Here is a 15,547-nt window from a genome sequence, read left to right on the forward strand (position 1 = left end):
GGCTGGCGACCCCCGGTATCAGTCGACGACAGAGGGCCTGTGCCCATGCACATTCTGGTTATAGAAGTTGACATCCTCCCCGCACTAAAGTACGGGGTATCTCGCGGAGAAAACCGATGAGGGAAGTCACATCGAACTACGGGCAATTTTCGCGGCAGATGAATGTCGTATCGAGGTCGAAAATCAGGGGCCTGGGCTCAGCGAAGCGGTCTTGAACAAGGGATTCGACCGCTTCTACCGCGGCGACGCCTCTCGGCACCAGTTGTCCGATTCCAATGGGTTGGGATTGGCCATCGTGACCGCCATCATGCACTTGCATGGAGGGCGTGCAGCGGTCAGCCAGCCTGAGCCTGGGCAAATATGCTTTGCGTTGCGCTTCCCCGTGAAGATTCGCCCTTAATGCTCTTGCCTGCCCGCAGTGAACTGATCCATGGCCAAAGGCTAGATATTTTTGAGCAGTAACCACATTGGCTGTTCTGGCGTTCGTTGGTCCAAACACGCAGACATGTACTTGATGATGTCGCGCTGACTCTAGAGAGTCGTCTTGCGCTGCGCCTGTCGAGACTTGCCCGTGGGGGTTTTGCTCCCGCCGCGGGCTACCTTGCCTTTGCCGCCGCGCTTCTTCTTCCACGCAGGCGCCTTGCCCACCGCTGGCCCACTGATGCTCAGGCGTAACCCACTGCAGCGCTGCACCAGCTTGCCCATCCAAGCCGATTGACGGGTAACGAACTCTTCCAGGGTCATCTCACCGCTCTGCACCATGTCCAGCGCCTGTTCCCAGATGGCGGTGGTCCCAGGGTCGGCAATCGCCCGCGGCACCGCGTCGATCAGGCTGAACGCGGCCGGGGTGGCGGACAACGCCTTGCCGTTCTTCACCAGGTAGCCACGGTCGAGCAGGCCTTGAATGATGCTGGCGCGGGTCGCCTCGGTGCCGATGCCAGTAGTGTCCTTGAGCTTCTGCCTCAAGCGCGGATCGTCCACCAGCTTGGCGACGTTCTTCATCGCCTTGATCAGGTCGCCTTCGGTGAATGGCTTGGGTGGTTGCGTCCACATGTCCTTGAGTTGCAGGCCGCGCAGCAGGCAATCGTCTCCTTTGCGCAGCGCTGGCAGCACCTGGGCAGGCGCTGCTTCGCGGCCCTTGGCCGGCGTCAGCGCCTCGGGCAGGGCGCGGCGCCAGCCGGGCTCGACGATCTGCTTGCCGACGGCACGCAAGGCATGGCCAGCGCAGTCGAATTCGGCCTGGGTGCGGTCGTATTCGTGATTGGGCAGGAACTGCGCCAGGTAGCGGGCGCGGATCAGGGTGTACACGGCCTTGTACTTGGGCGGCAGGCGCGATGGGTCGCTGGCGGCTGCGGTTGGGATGATGCCATGGTGGGCGCTGACCTTGGCGTCGTTCCAGGCCCGCGACCGACGTTGCGGTTCCAGGTGGGCTTGCAGCGGGGCGAGGCTGGCATCGGCGCGCAGCAGGGCGGCAAGGATGCCCGGGGCCTCGACGTGCTGGCTGAGAGGCAGGTAACCACAGTCACTGCGTGGATAGGTGATCAATTTGTGCGTCTCGTACAGCGCCTGGGCGATGTCGAGGGTTTCCTGGGCGCCAAGGCCGAACTTCTTCGAGCACAGTTCCTGCAAGGTGCCGAGGTCGAAGGGCAGGGGAGCGGCTTCGCGCACGCGCTCGGTGGCCACGTCGAGTACCTTGGCGGTGCCGGCTGTGCCCATGGCGGCGGCTGCCTGTTGCGCCAACTCCTGGTTCAGACACCGCCCTTGGTCATCGCAGGCGTCTTCCGGCGCACGCCACTGGGCATTGAACGTTTGGCCATGGTGCTCCAGTTGCACCTCGATGGCCCAGAACGGCACCGGCACGAAGTCGGCGATGCTGCGGTCACGGTCCACCACCAGACGCAGGGTCGGGGTCTGGACCCGTCCTACCGGCAGTACGCCCTGGTATCCGGACTGGCGGCCGAGCAGGGTGAACAGGCGGCTCATGTTCATGCCGATCAACCAGTCGGCGCGCGAGCGGCCGAGCGCCGAATGGTAGAGACTGAAGGTTTGCTGTCCGGGTAGCAGGCGGCCCAGGGCCTTGCGGATGGAGGCGTCGTCCAGTGCCGAGAGCCACAGGCGCTGGATCGGCCCGCGGTAGCGGCAGTGCTCGACCAGCTCACGGGCGATCATCTCGCCTTCACGATCGGCGTCGGTGGCGATGACCAGTTCGCGGGCTTCACCGAGCAGGCGCTTGACCGCCTTGAACTGGCTGGCAGTCTTGGGCTTGACCTGCATCTTCCACTTCTCCGGGATGATCGGCAGGTCGGCAAGAGTCCAGCGTTTGTAGCGTTCGTCGTAGCTGTCGGGCGGGGCGGTTTCGAGCAGGTGGCCGATGCACCAGGTCACGCATACATCGGTGCCTTGCCAGCAACCGTCAGCCTTGCGGGTGGCGCCGAGGACCTTGGCGATGTCTTTTGCCTGGGAGGGTTTTTCGCAGAGGAACAGGCGCATGGCCAGGAACGCTTCATCGGGGTGATGGGCGATAGGATGCGCAAGTGGGGGCGCGTAGGCAAGTTTTATCTGGATGGATGTACAGTTTATTTCGGTCGGGATGTGTGTGGCAGTCTGGCTTCATTGCCAGCGAATCGGATCCTACAACCCCAGTAGGAGCCCGTTCGCCGGCAATGAGACCCGTGCGGATCAGGCGAATTCTCTGGAATCGCGCACCATGTCTACGTGGGGGATGCCGGCTTCGAGAAACTCCTCGCTCACCACGCGAAAGCCCAGCCGCTCATAGAACGGCGTGGCATGCACCTGGGCACTGAGCATCTGCTGGCGCAGGTCGCGGTTCTGCGCCTCGCGGATCACCGCGTTCATCAGTGCATCACCCACCTTCAGTCCACGCCAGTCGCGCAAGACCGAAACCCGACCGATGGTGCCGTCGGGCAACAAGCGGGCGGTGCCGATCGGGTAGTCGCCTTCCAGCGCCAGAAAGTGCAGGGCGGTCGGGTCCTCGGCATCGAACTCCAGCTCTGGCGGTACATGCTGCTCGGCAACGAATACCGCGCTGCGGATGCGATGGATATCGGCGTGATCCTTGTGCCAGTCGGCGAGGCGAACGCTGATCTTATTCATTGGCAAATCCCAGGCTTCCTTGTTTGACCAGCTGGCAGACCAGCGTCAGGCCGTCTTCGTCTTCCAGCCACTCTACAAGGTTTTCGATGTGCAGTGCGTCGGCGGCGCAAATCAGTTTCAGCAGATCGCGCAGGTGACCTGGCAGCAAACGGCTTTGGCCGCTGGCGAACAGCAGCAGGTTGTCGTCGACTTCCGACCAGGCCATGCGGGCACTCGGATTGCGGATCAGGATGGCACCCTGTTGCAGGCTGTCGATCAGCTCTTCCTCGCTCAGCTCCTCGCCGGAGACCTGTTCGGGGTAGCGCGGTTCGGTCATGAACTGGCCGAACCAGGTCAGCAGCAGGCGCTCGTCGCCCATGTGCTCGGCCAGCAGGGCCTTGAGCCGGTCCAGCGCGTCGTGCTGGATCTGGTGCGGGTCGCTGACCGGCTGGGCATCGGCGTCGCTGTAACGCTCTTCGTCAGGCAGGAACTGGCTGAGGAAGTCGGTGAAGTGGGTCAGCACTTCGGCGGCGCTCGGCGCGCGGAAGCCGACCGAATACGTCAGGCAGTCGTCTTCGGCCACACCGTAGTGGGCCAGGCGCGGGGGCAGGTAGAGCATGTCGCCTGGTTCCAGGGTCCACTCGCCGCTCTGTTCGAATTCGGCGAGGATGCGCAGGTCGGCGTGCTCCAGCAGAGGGCTGTCGCTGTTGCACATCTGGCCGATCTTCCAGTTGCGCTTGCCGTGGCCCTGCAGCAGGAACACATCGTAGTTGTCGAAGTGCGGACCGACGCTGCCACCTGGTGCGGCGAAGCTGATCATCACGTCGTCGATGCGCCAGCTCGGCAGGAAGCGGAAATGCTCCAGCAGCTCGGCAACTTCCGGTACGAACTGGTCGACAGCCTGCACCAGCAAGGTCCAGTCCTGTTCCGGCAGCTCGGCGAAGGTGTCTTCGGTGAACGGGCCGCGGCGCAGTTCCCATGGGTGCTCGCCATGCTCGAGCACCAGGCGCGACTCTACTTCCTCTTCCAGTGCCAGACCGGCCAGCTCGTCGGGGTCGATCGGGCTGATGAAGTCCGGGAAGGCCTGGCGCACCAGCAGGGGCTTCTTCTGCCAGTAGTCGCGCATGAATTCGCGGGCCGAGATGCCGCCGAGCAACTGCAGTGGAGTATCAGGATTCATGTTCAACCTATTGAAAAGACGTAATTTTCATGCGGGAATAAAAACGCCCGGCTAAGCCGGGCGTTGAGCGCAACGCTCAGCTTAGATGCGTTTGGCCTGGGCCACCGCGTTACCGATGTAGGTGGCGGGGGTCAGTTGCTTGAGCTCGGCCTTGGCTTCGGCAGGCATGTCGAGGCCATCGATGAAGGTCAGCAGCGCCTCGGGCGTGATGCCCTTGCCACGGGTCAGCTCCTTGAGCTTCTCGTAGGGGTTCTCGATGTTGAAGCGGCGCATGACGGTCTGGATCGGCTCGGCAAGGACTTCCCAGCAGGCGTCCAGATCGGCGGCGATGCGGGCTTCGTTGACTTCCAGCTTGCCGATACCCTTGAGGCTGGCTTCGTAGGCGATGACGCTGTGAGCAAAGCCCACGCCCAGGTTGCGCAGCACGGTGGAGTCGGTCAGGTCACGCTGCCAGCGCGAGATCGGCAGCTTGCTGGCCAGGTGCTGGAACAGCGCGTTGGCGATCCCCAGGTTGCCTTCGGAGTTCTCGAAGTCGATCGGGTTGACCTTGTGTGGCATGGTCGAGGAGCCGATTTCGCCGGCGACGGTCTTCTGTTTGAAGTAGCCCAGCGAGATGTAGCCCCAGACGTCGCGGTCGAAGTCGATGAGGATGGTGTTGAAGCGGGCGATGGCGTCGAACAGCTCGGCGATGTAGTCGTGCGGCTCGATCTGGGTGGTGTAGGGGTTGAACACCAGGCCCAGCTCGTCTTCGATGAAGGCGCGGGCATTCTGCTCCCAGTCGATCTGCGAGTAGGCCGAGAGGTGGGCATTGTAGTTGCCCACGGCGCCATTGATCTTGCCCAGCAGCGGCACGGCGGCCACTTGGGCGATCTGCCGCTCCAGGCGGTAGACGACGTTGGCCAGCTCCTTGCCCAGGGTGGTCGGCGAAGCCGGCTGGCCGTGGGTGCGCGAGAGCATCGGCACCTCGGCATGGGCGTGGGCCAGGGCGCGGATGGCGTCGGCGATCTGGCGCATCAGCGGCAGCAGCACTTCGTCACGGCCGGCACGCAGCATCAAGGCGTGGGACAGGTTGTTGATGTCCTCGCTGGTGCAGGCGAAGTGGATGAACTCGCTGACCTTGGCCAGCTCAGGCAGCTTGGCGGCCTGCTCCTTGAGGAGGTATTCGATCGCCTTGACGTCGTGGTTGGTGGTGCGCTCGATTTCCTTGACGCGCTCGGCGTGCTCGAGCTTGAAGTCGGTGGCCAGGGTGTCCAGCAGGGCATTGGCTTCGGCGGAGAACGCCGGCACTTCGCCGATCTGCGGGTGGGCGGCCAGACGCTGGAGCCAGCGCACTTCGACCAGGGCGCGGAAACGGATCAGGCCGTATTCGCTGAAAATGGGGCGCAAGGCCTGGGTTTTGCCGGCGTAACGGCCGTCTACAGGGGAAACCGCAGTGAGCGAAGAGAGCTGCATGGGGTGTTCTCGGACAGTCAGGCTTTTGGAAGGGCGCATATCATACATGAAAAATGCGCCCGAGTCGGGTGGCTGACCAAAGGTCGGGCCTATAAAAGCAGGTCGGGCCCTGTCGGAGCGGGTTTACCCGCGAAGGCGGCGGTGCGTCTGGCATCGCATTCGCGGGTAAACCCGCTCTTACAGGGGCTGCGTTGCCTTTCAGGAAGGCGAACGCATCATGTCGTACAGTTCGTTGAGCAGCTTGCGCCGGCTGAACACCAGTTGCCAGCGATGCCCGCCCAGCTGGCGCCACAGGCGTGCAGCACGGATACCGGCGAGCAGCAGGGCGCGGATCTTCGAGGCGTTGCTGGCCTGTTGCAGGAAGCGCATGTCGCCGTGTACCTGGATGCGCTGGCGCAAGGTGCTCAGGGTGTCCTGGTACAAGGCGCCGCTGGAAGCGATGACGTTTTCGTGAACCAGGCCGAAATGCTCGGCCTGGGACTGGATCTGCGGCAAGCGGTTGCCAATGGTGTCGAGCAGGTCGCCGCGCTTGTTCAGCTGGCGCTCGAGGCCGAGCATCGACAGCGCATAACGCAGCGGCTCGCGCTGCAGGCTGCTGGGGTCGCGCTCGAGGGCGCCGACCAGGGCGCGATAACCGTCGCGCAGGTTGAGGTCGTCGCCGCCGAACACCTGCAGGGTGTTTTCCGGGTCGCGCACCAGCAGGCTGCCGAGCATGCAGCCGATGTTGGCCTCGCTGGCCTGGCCGGTGCGGGCGATGCGGTCGACCAGCACGGCAGCCTGGAACACACCGCCCAGGGCAATCAACTGCTCCTGCAGGTTGCTCATGCGCGCGGGCTCCACGGCTCGGCGGTTTCGATCACGCCGCCGCCCAGGCACACCTCGCCGTCATAGAACACCACCGATTGGCCGGGTGTCACGGCGCGCTGCGGCTCATCGAACACGGCGCGATAGCCATTGGCAGTACGCTCCAGGGTGCATTGCTGGTCGCTCTGGCGGTAGCGCACCTTGGCGGTGAGCTGGCGCGGGCTGCTCAGGTCGATCGGGTTGACCCAGAAGATCTCCGAGGCGAGCAGGGCGCGGGAGAACAGCCATGGATGCTCGTTGCCCTGGCCGACCACCAGCACGTTGCGAGTCAGGTCTTTGTGCAGCACGTACCACGGCTCGTCGCCGGCGTCCTTGAGGCCGCCGATGCCAAGGCCCTGGCGCTGGCCGATGGTGTGGTACATCAGGCCGTGGTGGCGGCCGATCACTTCACCTTCGGTCGTCTCGATGTCGCCCGGTTGGGCCGGCAGATACTGCTTGAGGAAGTCGCTGAAGCGGCGCTCGCCGATGAAGCAGATGCCGGTCGAGTCCTTTTTCTTGGCGGTGGCCAGGCCGTGTTTCTCGGCGATGGCGCGCACCTCGGGCTTTTCCAGCTCGCCTACCGGGAACAGCGTGCGGGCGATTTCCTTACCGCCGACAGCGTGCAGGAAATAGCTCTGGTCCTTGTTCGGGTCCAGGCCCTTGAGCAGTTCGGTGAGCTCGCCCGTGTCGCGGCGGCGCACGTAGTGGCCGGTGGCGATCAGGTCGGCGCCCAGGGACAGGGCGTAGTCGAGAAACGCCTTGAACTTGATTTCGCGGTTGCAAAGGATGTCGGGGTTGGGCGTACGGCCGGCCTTGTACTCCTCGAGGAAGTGCTCGAACACGTTGTCCCAGTATTCGGCGGCGAAGTTGGCGGTGTGCAGCTTGATGCCGATGCGGTCGCATACGGCCTGGGCGTCGGCCAGGTCTTCACGGGCGGTGCAGTATTCGGTGCCGTCGTCCTCTTCCCAGTTCTTCATGAACAGCCCTTCCACCTGGTAGCCCTGCTCCATGAGCAGGAGGGCGGAGACGGAAGAGTCCACGCCGCCGGACATGCCGACGATGACGCGGGTCTTGGCGGGGTCTTTGAGTGCTGGGCTGGTCATGGTTACCGATGTGTATCAAGGGGGAAAAACGCCGATTCTATCAAACCCACGCCTTCGCGTCAGTCGCGTAGCAGTGCGAGGCTGTGCAGAGGGCCTGCGAGGTAGTCGTCGAGGCAGCGTGGCACCAGTTCGCTGCGCCAGCGGTTGGGGTCGGCCAGCAGTTCCTCGCGGGTCAGCCAGACGGCCCGGACGATATCGGCGTCCAACGCCAGGTCGGCATGGTGGCGAAGGGGCCGCGCAGCGAAGCAGATACGCTGATAGGTCACGCCGTTGCTTGGCGCGGTGTACAGGTAGATGCCGACGACGCCGGTCAGCTCGACCTCCCAGGCGGTTTCCTCGAGGGTTTCGCGCAGGGCGGCTTGAGTCAGGGATTCGTTGGCTTCGAGGTGGCCGGCGGGTTGGTTGAAGACGTGTTGGCCGGTCTTGAACTCCTCGACGAAGAGGAACTTGCCTTCGTCTTCGACGATGGTGGCGACGGTGATGTGGGGTTGCCAGGTCATGTGCTGCTCCTCCAAGGCTGGCATGGTGTCGATTAATTGCCAAAAAGCACAAACCCCGGTGCGTGGCCGGGGTTTGTGCTGTTACATCAAGCGAACCTTACAGTGCGGCGATGGCGCTGTTCAGGGTCTGGCTTGGACGCATCACCTTGGCGGTCAGCTCGGCATCCGGGGCGTAGTAGCCACCGATATCGGCCGGCTTGCCCTGGACGGCGTTGAGCTCGGCGACGATGGTCTCCTCGTTCTCGGTCAGGGTCTTGGCCAGTGGGGCGAAGCGTGCCTGCAGGGCAGCGTCGTCGCTCTGGGCAGCCAGGGCCTGGGCCCAGTACAGGGTCAGGTAGAAGTGGCTACCACGGTTGTCGATACCGCCGACCTTGCGCGAAGGCGACTTGTTGGTATCGAGGAACTTGCCGGTCGCCTCGTCCAGGGTGTTGGCCAGGACCTTGGCACGTGGGTTGTCGTAGGTGTTGCCCAGGTGCTCCAGGGAAGCGGCCAGGGCCAGGAATTCACCCAGCGAGTCCCAACGCAGGAAGTTCTCTTCGACCAACTGCTGGACGTGCTTGGGCGCCGAGCCGCCAGCGCCGGTTTCGAACAGGCCACCGCCGTTCATCAGCGGGACGATCGACAGCATCTTGGCGCTGGTGCCCAGTTCCATGATCGGGAACAGGTCGGTCAGGTAGTCACGCAGCACGTTGCCGGTCACCGAGATGGTGTCCTTGCCTTCGCGGATACGGGCCAGGGAGAACTTGATGGCCTCGACCGGTGCCAGGATGCGGATGTCCAGGCCGGAGGTGTCGTGGTCCTTCAGGTACTTCTGCACCTTCTCGATCATCACGCCGTCGTGGGCGCGAGCCGGGTCCAGCCAGAACACCGCAGGGGTGTTGCTCAGGCGGGCACGGTTGACGGCCAGCTTGACCCAATCCTGGATCGGCGCGTCCTTGGTCTGGCACATGCGGAAGATGTCACCGGCTTCGACGTTCTGCTCCAGCAGGACCTTGCCCTTGCTGTCGACCACGCGCACGACGCCGTCGGCCTTGATCTGGAAGGTCTTGTCGTGGGAGCCGTACTCTTCGGCCTTCTGGGCCATCAGGCCAACGTTCGGCACGCTGCCCATGGTGGTCGGGTCGAATGCGCCATTGGCCTTGCAGTCTTCGATGGTCGCCTGGTAGATGCCGGCGTAGCAGCGGTCCGGGATGATCGCCTTGGCATCTTGCAGCTCGCCAGCGGCGTTCCACATCTTGCCCGAGTCACGGATCATGGCTGGCATCGAGGCGTCGACGATGACGTCGCTCGGTACGTGCAGGTTGGTGATGCCCTTGTCGGAGTTGACCATGGCCAGGGCTGGACGCTGGGCGTACAGGGCTTGGACATCGGCTTCGATCTGGGCCTGCTTGTCGGCTGGCAGGTCCTTGATGCGGGCATACAGGTCGCCGATGCCGTTGTTGGCGTTGAAGCCGACCTGGCTCAGTTCGGCGGCATGCTTGGTCAGCACGTCGTTGTAGAACTCTTCGACGATGACGCCGAACATGATCGGGTCGGAGACCTTCATCATGGTGGCTTTCAGGTGAACCGACAGCAGTACGCCAGCGGCCTTGGCATCGGCGATCTGCTCGGCGATGAAGGCTTTCAGGGCCTTGCGGCTCATGGTGGCGCAGTCGATGACTTCGGCGGCTTTGACGGCGGTCTTTTCTTTCAGTACCGAGGTGCTGCCGTCCTTGCCGACCAGTTCGATGCGCAGGCTGTCGTCAGCCTCGATCAGGGCAGCTTTCTCGCTCCCGTAGAAGTCGCCCTGGGTCATGTGGGCAACGTGCGACTTGGAGTCGGCGGCCCAGGCGCCCATCTTGTGCGGGTGCTTGCGAGCGTAGTTCTTGACCGACAGCGGAGCGCGGCGGTCGGAGTTGCCTTCGCGCAGAACCGGGTTCACGGCGCTGCCCTTGATGCGGTCGTAGCGCGCGCGGGATTCTTTTTCCTCGGCGGTGCTCGGCTCGTCGGCGTAGTCAGGGATGTTGAAGCCCTTGCCTTGCAGCTCCTTGATCGCGGCCTTGAGCTGCGGTACCGAGGCGCTGATGTTCGGCAGCTTGATGATGTTGGCTTCAGGGGTGGTAGCCAGCTGGCCCAGTTCCGCCAGGTGATCGCCTACTTGCTTCTCTGCGCCCAGTTGCTCCGGGAAAGCCGCGAGGATACGGCCAGCCAGGGAGATGTCGCGAGTTTCGACGGCGATGTCAGCCGAAGCGGTGAACGCTTCGATGATCGGCAGCAGCGAGTAGGTGGCGAGGGCGGGGGCTTCGTCGGTGAAGGTATAGATGATCTTGGAACGGGTGGGCATGCGGGTTAACTCTCTGTGTGCTGAGCGTGCTCGAGTCTCGAGGTGCGCAGGGTAGGCGCATCGCTCAGGCAGCGCCATAAGCGAAAAGTCGAGAGGCTGCGAGCGGTGATGGTGGATGCATCAGTCGAGCGTCAAGTGCTGGCCTGCGGTAACAGTCCAGGCTGGATGGCCAGGTTTTGCGGCCTTTACCTGGCCGAGGGCGAGCCGCGTTTTTCCAAGGGTTCGCCCCGATGACCCTACGGTCGCGGCGCAGTATATCAAACCAATCGGACTATTCAGCAAGGCTAAGTGATATCGGCCCATTTATAAGACCAAAGACGCATGGGCAATGTGTCCGGTTGTCGCAGGGCTTGCAGGGTGGTGGATGTGGTTTAGGCTGATTGCATCGCATGAAGTCCAACCACGACCCGCAAGCGGAGTAGTGCCACCATGGGATACCAGAAAATCAAGGTTCCGACCGACGGTAGCAAGATCACCGTCAATGCCGACCATTCGCTCAATGTGCCCGACAACCCGATCATCCCCTTCATCGAGGGCGATGGCATCGGCGTGGATGTTTCGCCGGTGATGATCAAGGTCGTCGATGCCGCGGTGCACAAGGCCTATGGCGGCAAGCGCAAGATCGCCTGGATGGAGGTGTACGCCGGGGAAAAGGCCACCCAGGTGTACGACCAGGATACCTGGCTGCCGCAGGAGACCCTCGATGCGGTGCGCGACTATGTGGTCTCGATCAAAGGCCCGCTGACCACGCCGGTCGGCGGCGGCATTCGCTCGCTGAACGTAGCCCTGCGCCAACAACTCGACCTGTACGTATGCCTGCGGCCGGTGCTGTGGTTCCAGGGAGTGCCGAGCCCGGTCAAGAAACCCGGGGATGTCGACATGGTGATCTTCCGGGAGAACTCCGAGGACATCTATGCCGGCATCGAGTGGAAGGCAGGCTCGCCCGAGGCCGACAAGGTGATCAAATTCCTCAAGGAGGAAATGGGCGTCACCAAGATCCGCTTCGACAAGGATTGTGGCATCGGGGTCAAGCCGGTCTCCCGCGAGGGCACCCAGCGCCTGGTGCGCAAAGCCCTGCAATACGTCGTGGACAACGATCGCGAGTCGCTGACCCTGGTGCACAAGGGCAACATCATGAAGTTCACCGAAGGGGCCTTCAAGGACTGGGGTTATGAGGTGGCCCGTGACGAATTCGGCGCCGAGCTGCTCGATGGCGGGCCCTGGATGAAGTTCAAGAACCCGAAAAGCGGCCGCGAGGTGGTGGTCAAGGATGCCATTGCCGATGCCATGCTCCAGCAGATCCTGTTGCGCCCGGCCGAATACGACGTGATCGCCACGCTTAACCTCAATGGTGACTATCTGTCCGACGCCCTGGCAGCGGAAGTCGGGGGGATCGGCATCGCTCCTGGTGCCAACCTGTCCGATACCGTGGCCATGTTTGAGGCTACGCACGGCACAGCGCCGAAGTATGCCGGCCAGGACAAGGTCAACCCAGGGTCGGTGATCCTCTCGGCGGAGATGATGTTGCGGCACATGGGCTGGACCGAGGCGGCGGATCTGATCATCAAGGGCACCAACGGTGCCATTGGCGCCAAGACGGTCACTTATGATTTCGAGCGTTTGATGGACGGCGCGACCCTGGTCGGCAGTTCGGGCTTCGGTGACGCCATGATCAAGCACATGTAGCGAACGACGAACGGCCACCTTGCTAAAGAGGTGGCCGTTTCGATCGTCTACCGGGAAGCTGGCGCGTCAGGCTTCGAGTGGTACGCTCGAATTCTGCGGGGCGCTTGGCTCGCTGACCGGGGCGGTCGCGTTGGTGATTTGCGTGGCGTGCAGCCCTTTGGGGCCCTGGACGATCTCGAAGGTCACGGCCTGGCCGGCCTTGAGCGTCTTGTAACCGTCCATCTGGATAGCCGAATAGTGGGCGAACAGATCATCGGTCTTGCCGTCTTCATTGATGAAACCATAGCCCTTGGCATTGTTGAACCACTTGACTTTGCCGCTTGCCATCCCTATGTCCCTCTGCAAAGGACTCCATCACTGGAGTATCATCCACTTCATCCGCATACGAACCATGCGAAAAATCTGGTTGACTGCGCGGATCTTTATCGACCACGGTGGGTTCTTATTGGTTGTAACACCGTTTTGCCGATAGTCAAGGTCATGCGGCGCCCGCGCCGGCGAGGGCCTTAGCGGTCAACCCACAACCTTAACCTGTCGATCGTGATGAAATTCTTTCCATGCATGCACCTAGCGAGATTCGACTAACATTCAATCAGGATCGCCCGCAATCGAACGAGGACGATGGCTCTGGTCTCGCGGTTCAGGAAGCCAAGCCGATCCTGCAGGCGCCACCGATGTACAAGGTGGTTTTGTTCAACGACGACTACACACCAATGGATTTCGTCGTCGAAGTGCTCGAGACGTTCTTCAATCTGAACCGCGAGCTGGCGACCAAGATCATGCTGACCGTCCATACCGAAGGGCGGGCAGTGTGCGGATTGTTTACCCGTGACATCGCCGAAACCAAGGCCATGCAGGTCAACCAATACGCCAGGGAAAGCCAGCATCCGCTACTCTGTGAAATCGAGAAGGACGGTTAATCGCCGACCACTTGGGTATGAGGTGAAGCTATGTTAAACCGCGAGCTCGAAGTCACCCTCAATCTTGCCTTCAAGGAGGCCCGTTCGAAGCGTCATGAATTCATGACCGTCGAACATCTGCTGTTGGCACTCCTTGACAATGAGGCTGCCGCGACCGTTCTGCGCGCCTGTGGCGCCAATCTCGACAAACTCAAGCACGACCTGCAAGAGTTCATCGATTCCACCACCCCGTTGATTCCGGTCAACGACGAAGACCGCGAGACCCAGCCGACCCTGGGCTTCCAGCGTGTGCTGCAGCGCGCCGTATTCCACGTGCAGAGCTCCGGCAAGCGCGAAGTGACCGGCGCAAACGTACTCGTGGCGATCTTCAGCGAACAGGAAAGCCAGGCCGTGTTCCTGCTCAAGCAGCAGAGCGTGGCCCGCATCGATGTGGTCAACTACATCGCCCATGGCATCTCCAAGGTGCCTGGCCATGGCCCCAATACCGAAGGCGAGCAGGACATGCAGGACGATGAGGGCGGCGAAGCGTCCTCCTCGAGCAACCCGCTGGATGCCTACGCCAGCAATCTCAACGAGCTGGCCCGCGCCGGACGCATCGATCCCCTGGTGGGGCGCGAGCAGGAAGTCGAGCGCGTGGCGCAGATCCTGGCCCGCCGGCGCAAGAACAACCCGCTGCTGGTCGGCGAGGCCGGCGTCGGCAAGACCGCCATCGCCGAAGGCCTGGCCAAGCGTATCGTCGATGGCCAGGTGCCTGACTTGTTGGCGCAGAGCGTGGTGTACTCCCTTGACCTAGGCGCGCTGCTGGCCGGTACCAAATACCGGGGTGATTTCGAGAAGCGCTTCAAGGCGCTGCTCGGCGAGCTGCGCAAGCGTCCGCAGGCCATCCTGTTCATCGATGAGATCCACACCATCATCGGTGCGGGCGCAGCCTCGGGTGGGGTGATGGATGCCTCCAACCTGCTCAAGCCGCTGTTGTCTTCTGGCGACATCCGCTGCATCGGGTCTACCACCTTCCAGGAGTTCCGCGGCATCTTCGAAAAAGATCGCGCTTTGGCGCGGCGCTTCCAGAAGGTCGATGTCACCGAGCCGTCGGTGGAGGATACGGTGGGCATTCTGCGGGGCCTGAAGGGCCGCTTCGAAAGCCATCACAACATCGAGTACAGCGACGAGGCCCTGCGTGCAGCGGCCGAGCTGGCCTCGCGCTACATCAATGACCGCCACATGCCGGACAAGGCCATCGACGTCATCGACGAAGCCGGTGCCTATCAGCGGTTGCAGCCCGAAGCCAATCGGGTCAAGCGCATCGATGTGCCGCAGGTCGAGGATATCGTCGCCAAGATCGCGCGGATTCCGCCCAAGCATGTCACCAGCTCCGACAAGGAATTGCTGCGTAACCTCGAGCGCGACCTGAAACTGACCGTATTCGGCCAGGACGCCGCGATCGACTCGCTGGCCACCGCCATCAAGCTGTCGCGTGCCGGTCTCAAGGCACCGGACAAGCCGGTCGGCTCGTTCCTCTTCGCCGGCCCCACCGGTGTCGGCAAGACCGAAGTCGCCCGGCAGTTGGCCAAGGCGCTGGGGGTCGAGTTGGTGCGCTTCGACATGTCCGAGTACATGGAGCGGCACACTGTATCGCGTCTGATCGGCGCGCCTCCTGGCTATGTCGGCTTCGACCAGGGCGGCTTGCTGACCGAAGCGATCACCAAGCAACCGCACTGCGTATTGCTGCTCGATGAAATCGAGAAGGCCCACCCTGAAGTCTTCAACCTGCTGCTGCAGGTGATGGATCACGGGACCCTGACCGACAACAACGGGCGCAAGGCCGACTTCCGCAACGTGATCCTGATCATGACCACCAACGCCGGCGCCGAAACCGCCGCGCGGGCCTCGATCGGCTTCACTCATCAGGACCATGCGTCCGATGCGATGGAGGTCATTCGCAAGAGCTTCACGCCGGAGTTCCGCAACCGCCTGGACACCATCATCCAGTTTGGCCGCCTGAGCCACGAGACGATCAAGAGCATCGTCGACAAGTTCCTCATCGAGCTTCAGGCGCAGCTGGAAGACAAGCGTGTACTGCTGGAGGTCAGCGACGATGCCCGTGGCTGGTTGGCTGCCAGCGGCTACGACGTGCAGATGGGCGCGCGTCCCATGGCGCGGCTTATCCAGGACAAGATCAAGCGGCCGTTGGCCGAGGAGATCCTGTTCGGCGAGCTGGCCGAGCACGGTGGTGTGGTGCATGTGGATCTGCGCGACGGCGAGCTGGTGTTCGATTTCGAGACCACGGCTGAAGTCGCTTGATGGCTTGGGGCCGCTTTGCGGCCCATTCGCGGGGCAAGCCCGCTCCCACACGCTGAGGACTGCACTGCATCTGTGGGAGCGGGCTTGCCCCGCGAATGGGCTGCAAAGCAGCCCTTGGCAATATGTACGGCACAAAAAAGCCCGGC

The 15,547-nt window shown here is 62.7% G+C and carries 12 protein-coding genes and 1 pseudogene; 4 read left to right on the top strand and 9 right to left on the bottom strand.

Annotated features, from left to right (window positions below; translation table 11 throughout):
- Positions 1–115 precede the first annotated feature (115 nt).
- Positions 116–400: pseudogene (locus E2H86_RS23540) on the top strand (ATP-binding protein); the annotation flags it as partial.
- Positions 401–531: 131 nt separating this feature from the next.
- Here the strand turns inward: E2H86_RS23540 and E2H86_RS23545 are convergent.
- From E2H86_RS23545 to E2H86_RS23580, 8 genes are all read right to left on the bottom strand, one after another.
- A complete protein-coding gene (locus E2H86_RS23545) occupies positions 532–2,490 on the bottom strand; it encodes a DNA topoisomerase III (RefSeq protein ID WP_133331915.1) in 1,959 nt (652 codons plus the stop codon).
- 189 nt (positions 2,491–2,679) lie between these two features.
- A complete protein-coding gene (locus E2H86_RS23550; RefSeq protein ID WP_133331916.1) occupies positions 2,680–3,114 on the bottom strand; it encodes a GNAT family N-acetyltransferase in 435 nt (144 codons plus the stop codon).
- A complete protein-coding gene (locus E2H86_RS23555; protein WP_133331917.1) occupies positions 3,107–4,273 on the bottom strand; it encodes a ribosomal protein uL16 3-hydroxylase in 1,167 nt (388 codons plus the stop codon). Before E2H86_RS23555 ends, E2H86_RS23550 begins: the two co-directional genes overlap by 8 nt.
- A gap of 81 nt (positions 4,274–4,354) precedes the next feature.
- A complete protein-coding gene (purB, locus tag E2H86_RS23560; RefSeq protein WP_133331918.1) occupies positions 4,355–5,725 on the bottom strand; it encodes an adenylosuccinate lyase in 1,371 nt (456 codons plus the stop codon).
- A gap of 198 nt (positions 5,726–5,923) precedes the next feature.
- A complete protein-coding gene (gene hflD, locus E2H86_RS23565) occupies positions 5,924–6,550 on the bottom strand; it encodes a high frequency lysogenization protein HflD (RefSeq protein ID WP_133331919.1) in 627 nt (208 codons plus the stop codon).
- Positions 6,547–7,671 (bottom strand): tRNA 2-thiouridine(34) synthase MnmA, encoded by a 1,125-nt coding sequence (gene mnmA / locus E2H86_RS23570; RefSeq protein WP_133331920.1) that lies wholly within the window; start codon positions 7,669–7,671, stop codon positions 6,547–6,549. The genes hflD and mnmA overlap by 4 nt, the downstream gene beginning before the upstream one ends.
- 59 nt (positions 7,672–7,730) lie before the next feature.
- A complete protein-coding gene (locus E2H86_RS23575; RefSeq protein WP_133331921.1) occupies positions 7,731–8,171 on the bottom strand; it encodes an NUDIX hydrolase in 441 nt (146 codons plus the stop codon).
- Positions 8,172–8,268: 97 nt separating this feature from the next.
- Complete coding sequence (locus tag E2H86_RS23580) at positions 8,269–10,494, bottom strand: NADP-dependent isocitrate dehydrogenase (protein WP_133331922.1); 2,226 nt, start codon at positions 10,492–10,494, stop codon at positions 8,269–8,271.
- Positions 10,495–10,923: 429 nt separating this feature from the next.
- Here E2H86_RS23580 and icd point away from each other — a divergent pair, with 429 nt between their 5' ends.
- Positions 10,924–12,180, top strand: a complete 1,257-nt coding sequence (gene icd, locus E2H86_RS23585; protein ID WP_133331923.1) for an NADP-dependent isocitrate dehydrogenase — start codon at positions 10,924–10,926, stop codon at positions 12,178–12,180.
- Between the two features lie 66 nt (positions 12,181–12,246).
- On the opposite strand, the gene cspD is transcribed toward icd, so the two are convergent.
- Entirely contained in the window at positions 12,247–12,507 is a 261-nt protein-coding gene (gene cspD / locus E2H86_RS23590; RefSeq protein WP_133331924.1) for a cold shock domain-containing protein CspD, read from the bottom strand.
- A 230-nt stretch (positions 12,508–12,737) separates the two neighbouring features.
- On the opposite strand from cspD, the gene clpS reads away from it, so the two are divergent.
- Both clpS and clpA read left to right on the top strand, forming a co-directional pair.
- Positions 12,738–13,100, top strand: coding sequence for an ATP-dependent Clp protease adapter ClpS (gene clpS, locus E2H86_RS23595; protein ID WP_013973290.1), 363 nt, complete (start codon positions 12,738–12,740; stop codon positions 13,098–13,100).
- A 30-nt stretch (positions 13,101–13,130) separates the two neighbouring features.
- The gene (clpA, locus tag E2H86_RS23600; RefSeq protein WP_133331925.1) at positions 13,131–15,401 is read left to right on the top strand and encodes an ATP-dependent Clp protease ATP-binding subunit ClpA; all 2,271 of its coding nucleotides are present in this window, start codon (positions 13,131–13,133) and stop codon (positions 15,399–15,401) included.
- The last annotated feature ends 146 nt before the right edge of the window (positions 15,402–15,547 follow it).

Origin of the sequence: Pseudomonas putida, from assembly GCF_004357765.1 — a bacterium.
Classification (GTDB): domain Bacteria; phylum Pseudomonadota; class Gammaproteobacteria; order Pseudomonadales; family Pseudomonadaceae; genus Aquipseudomonas; species Aquipseudomonas putida_U.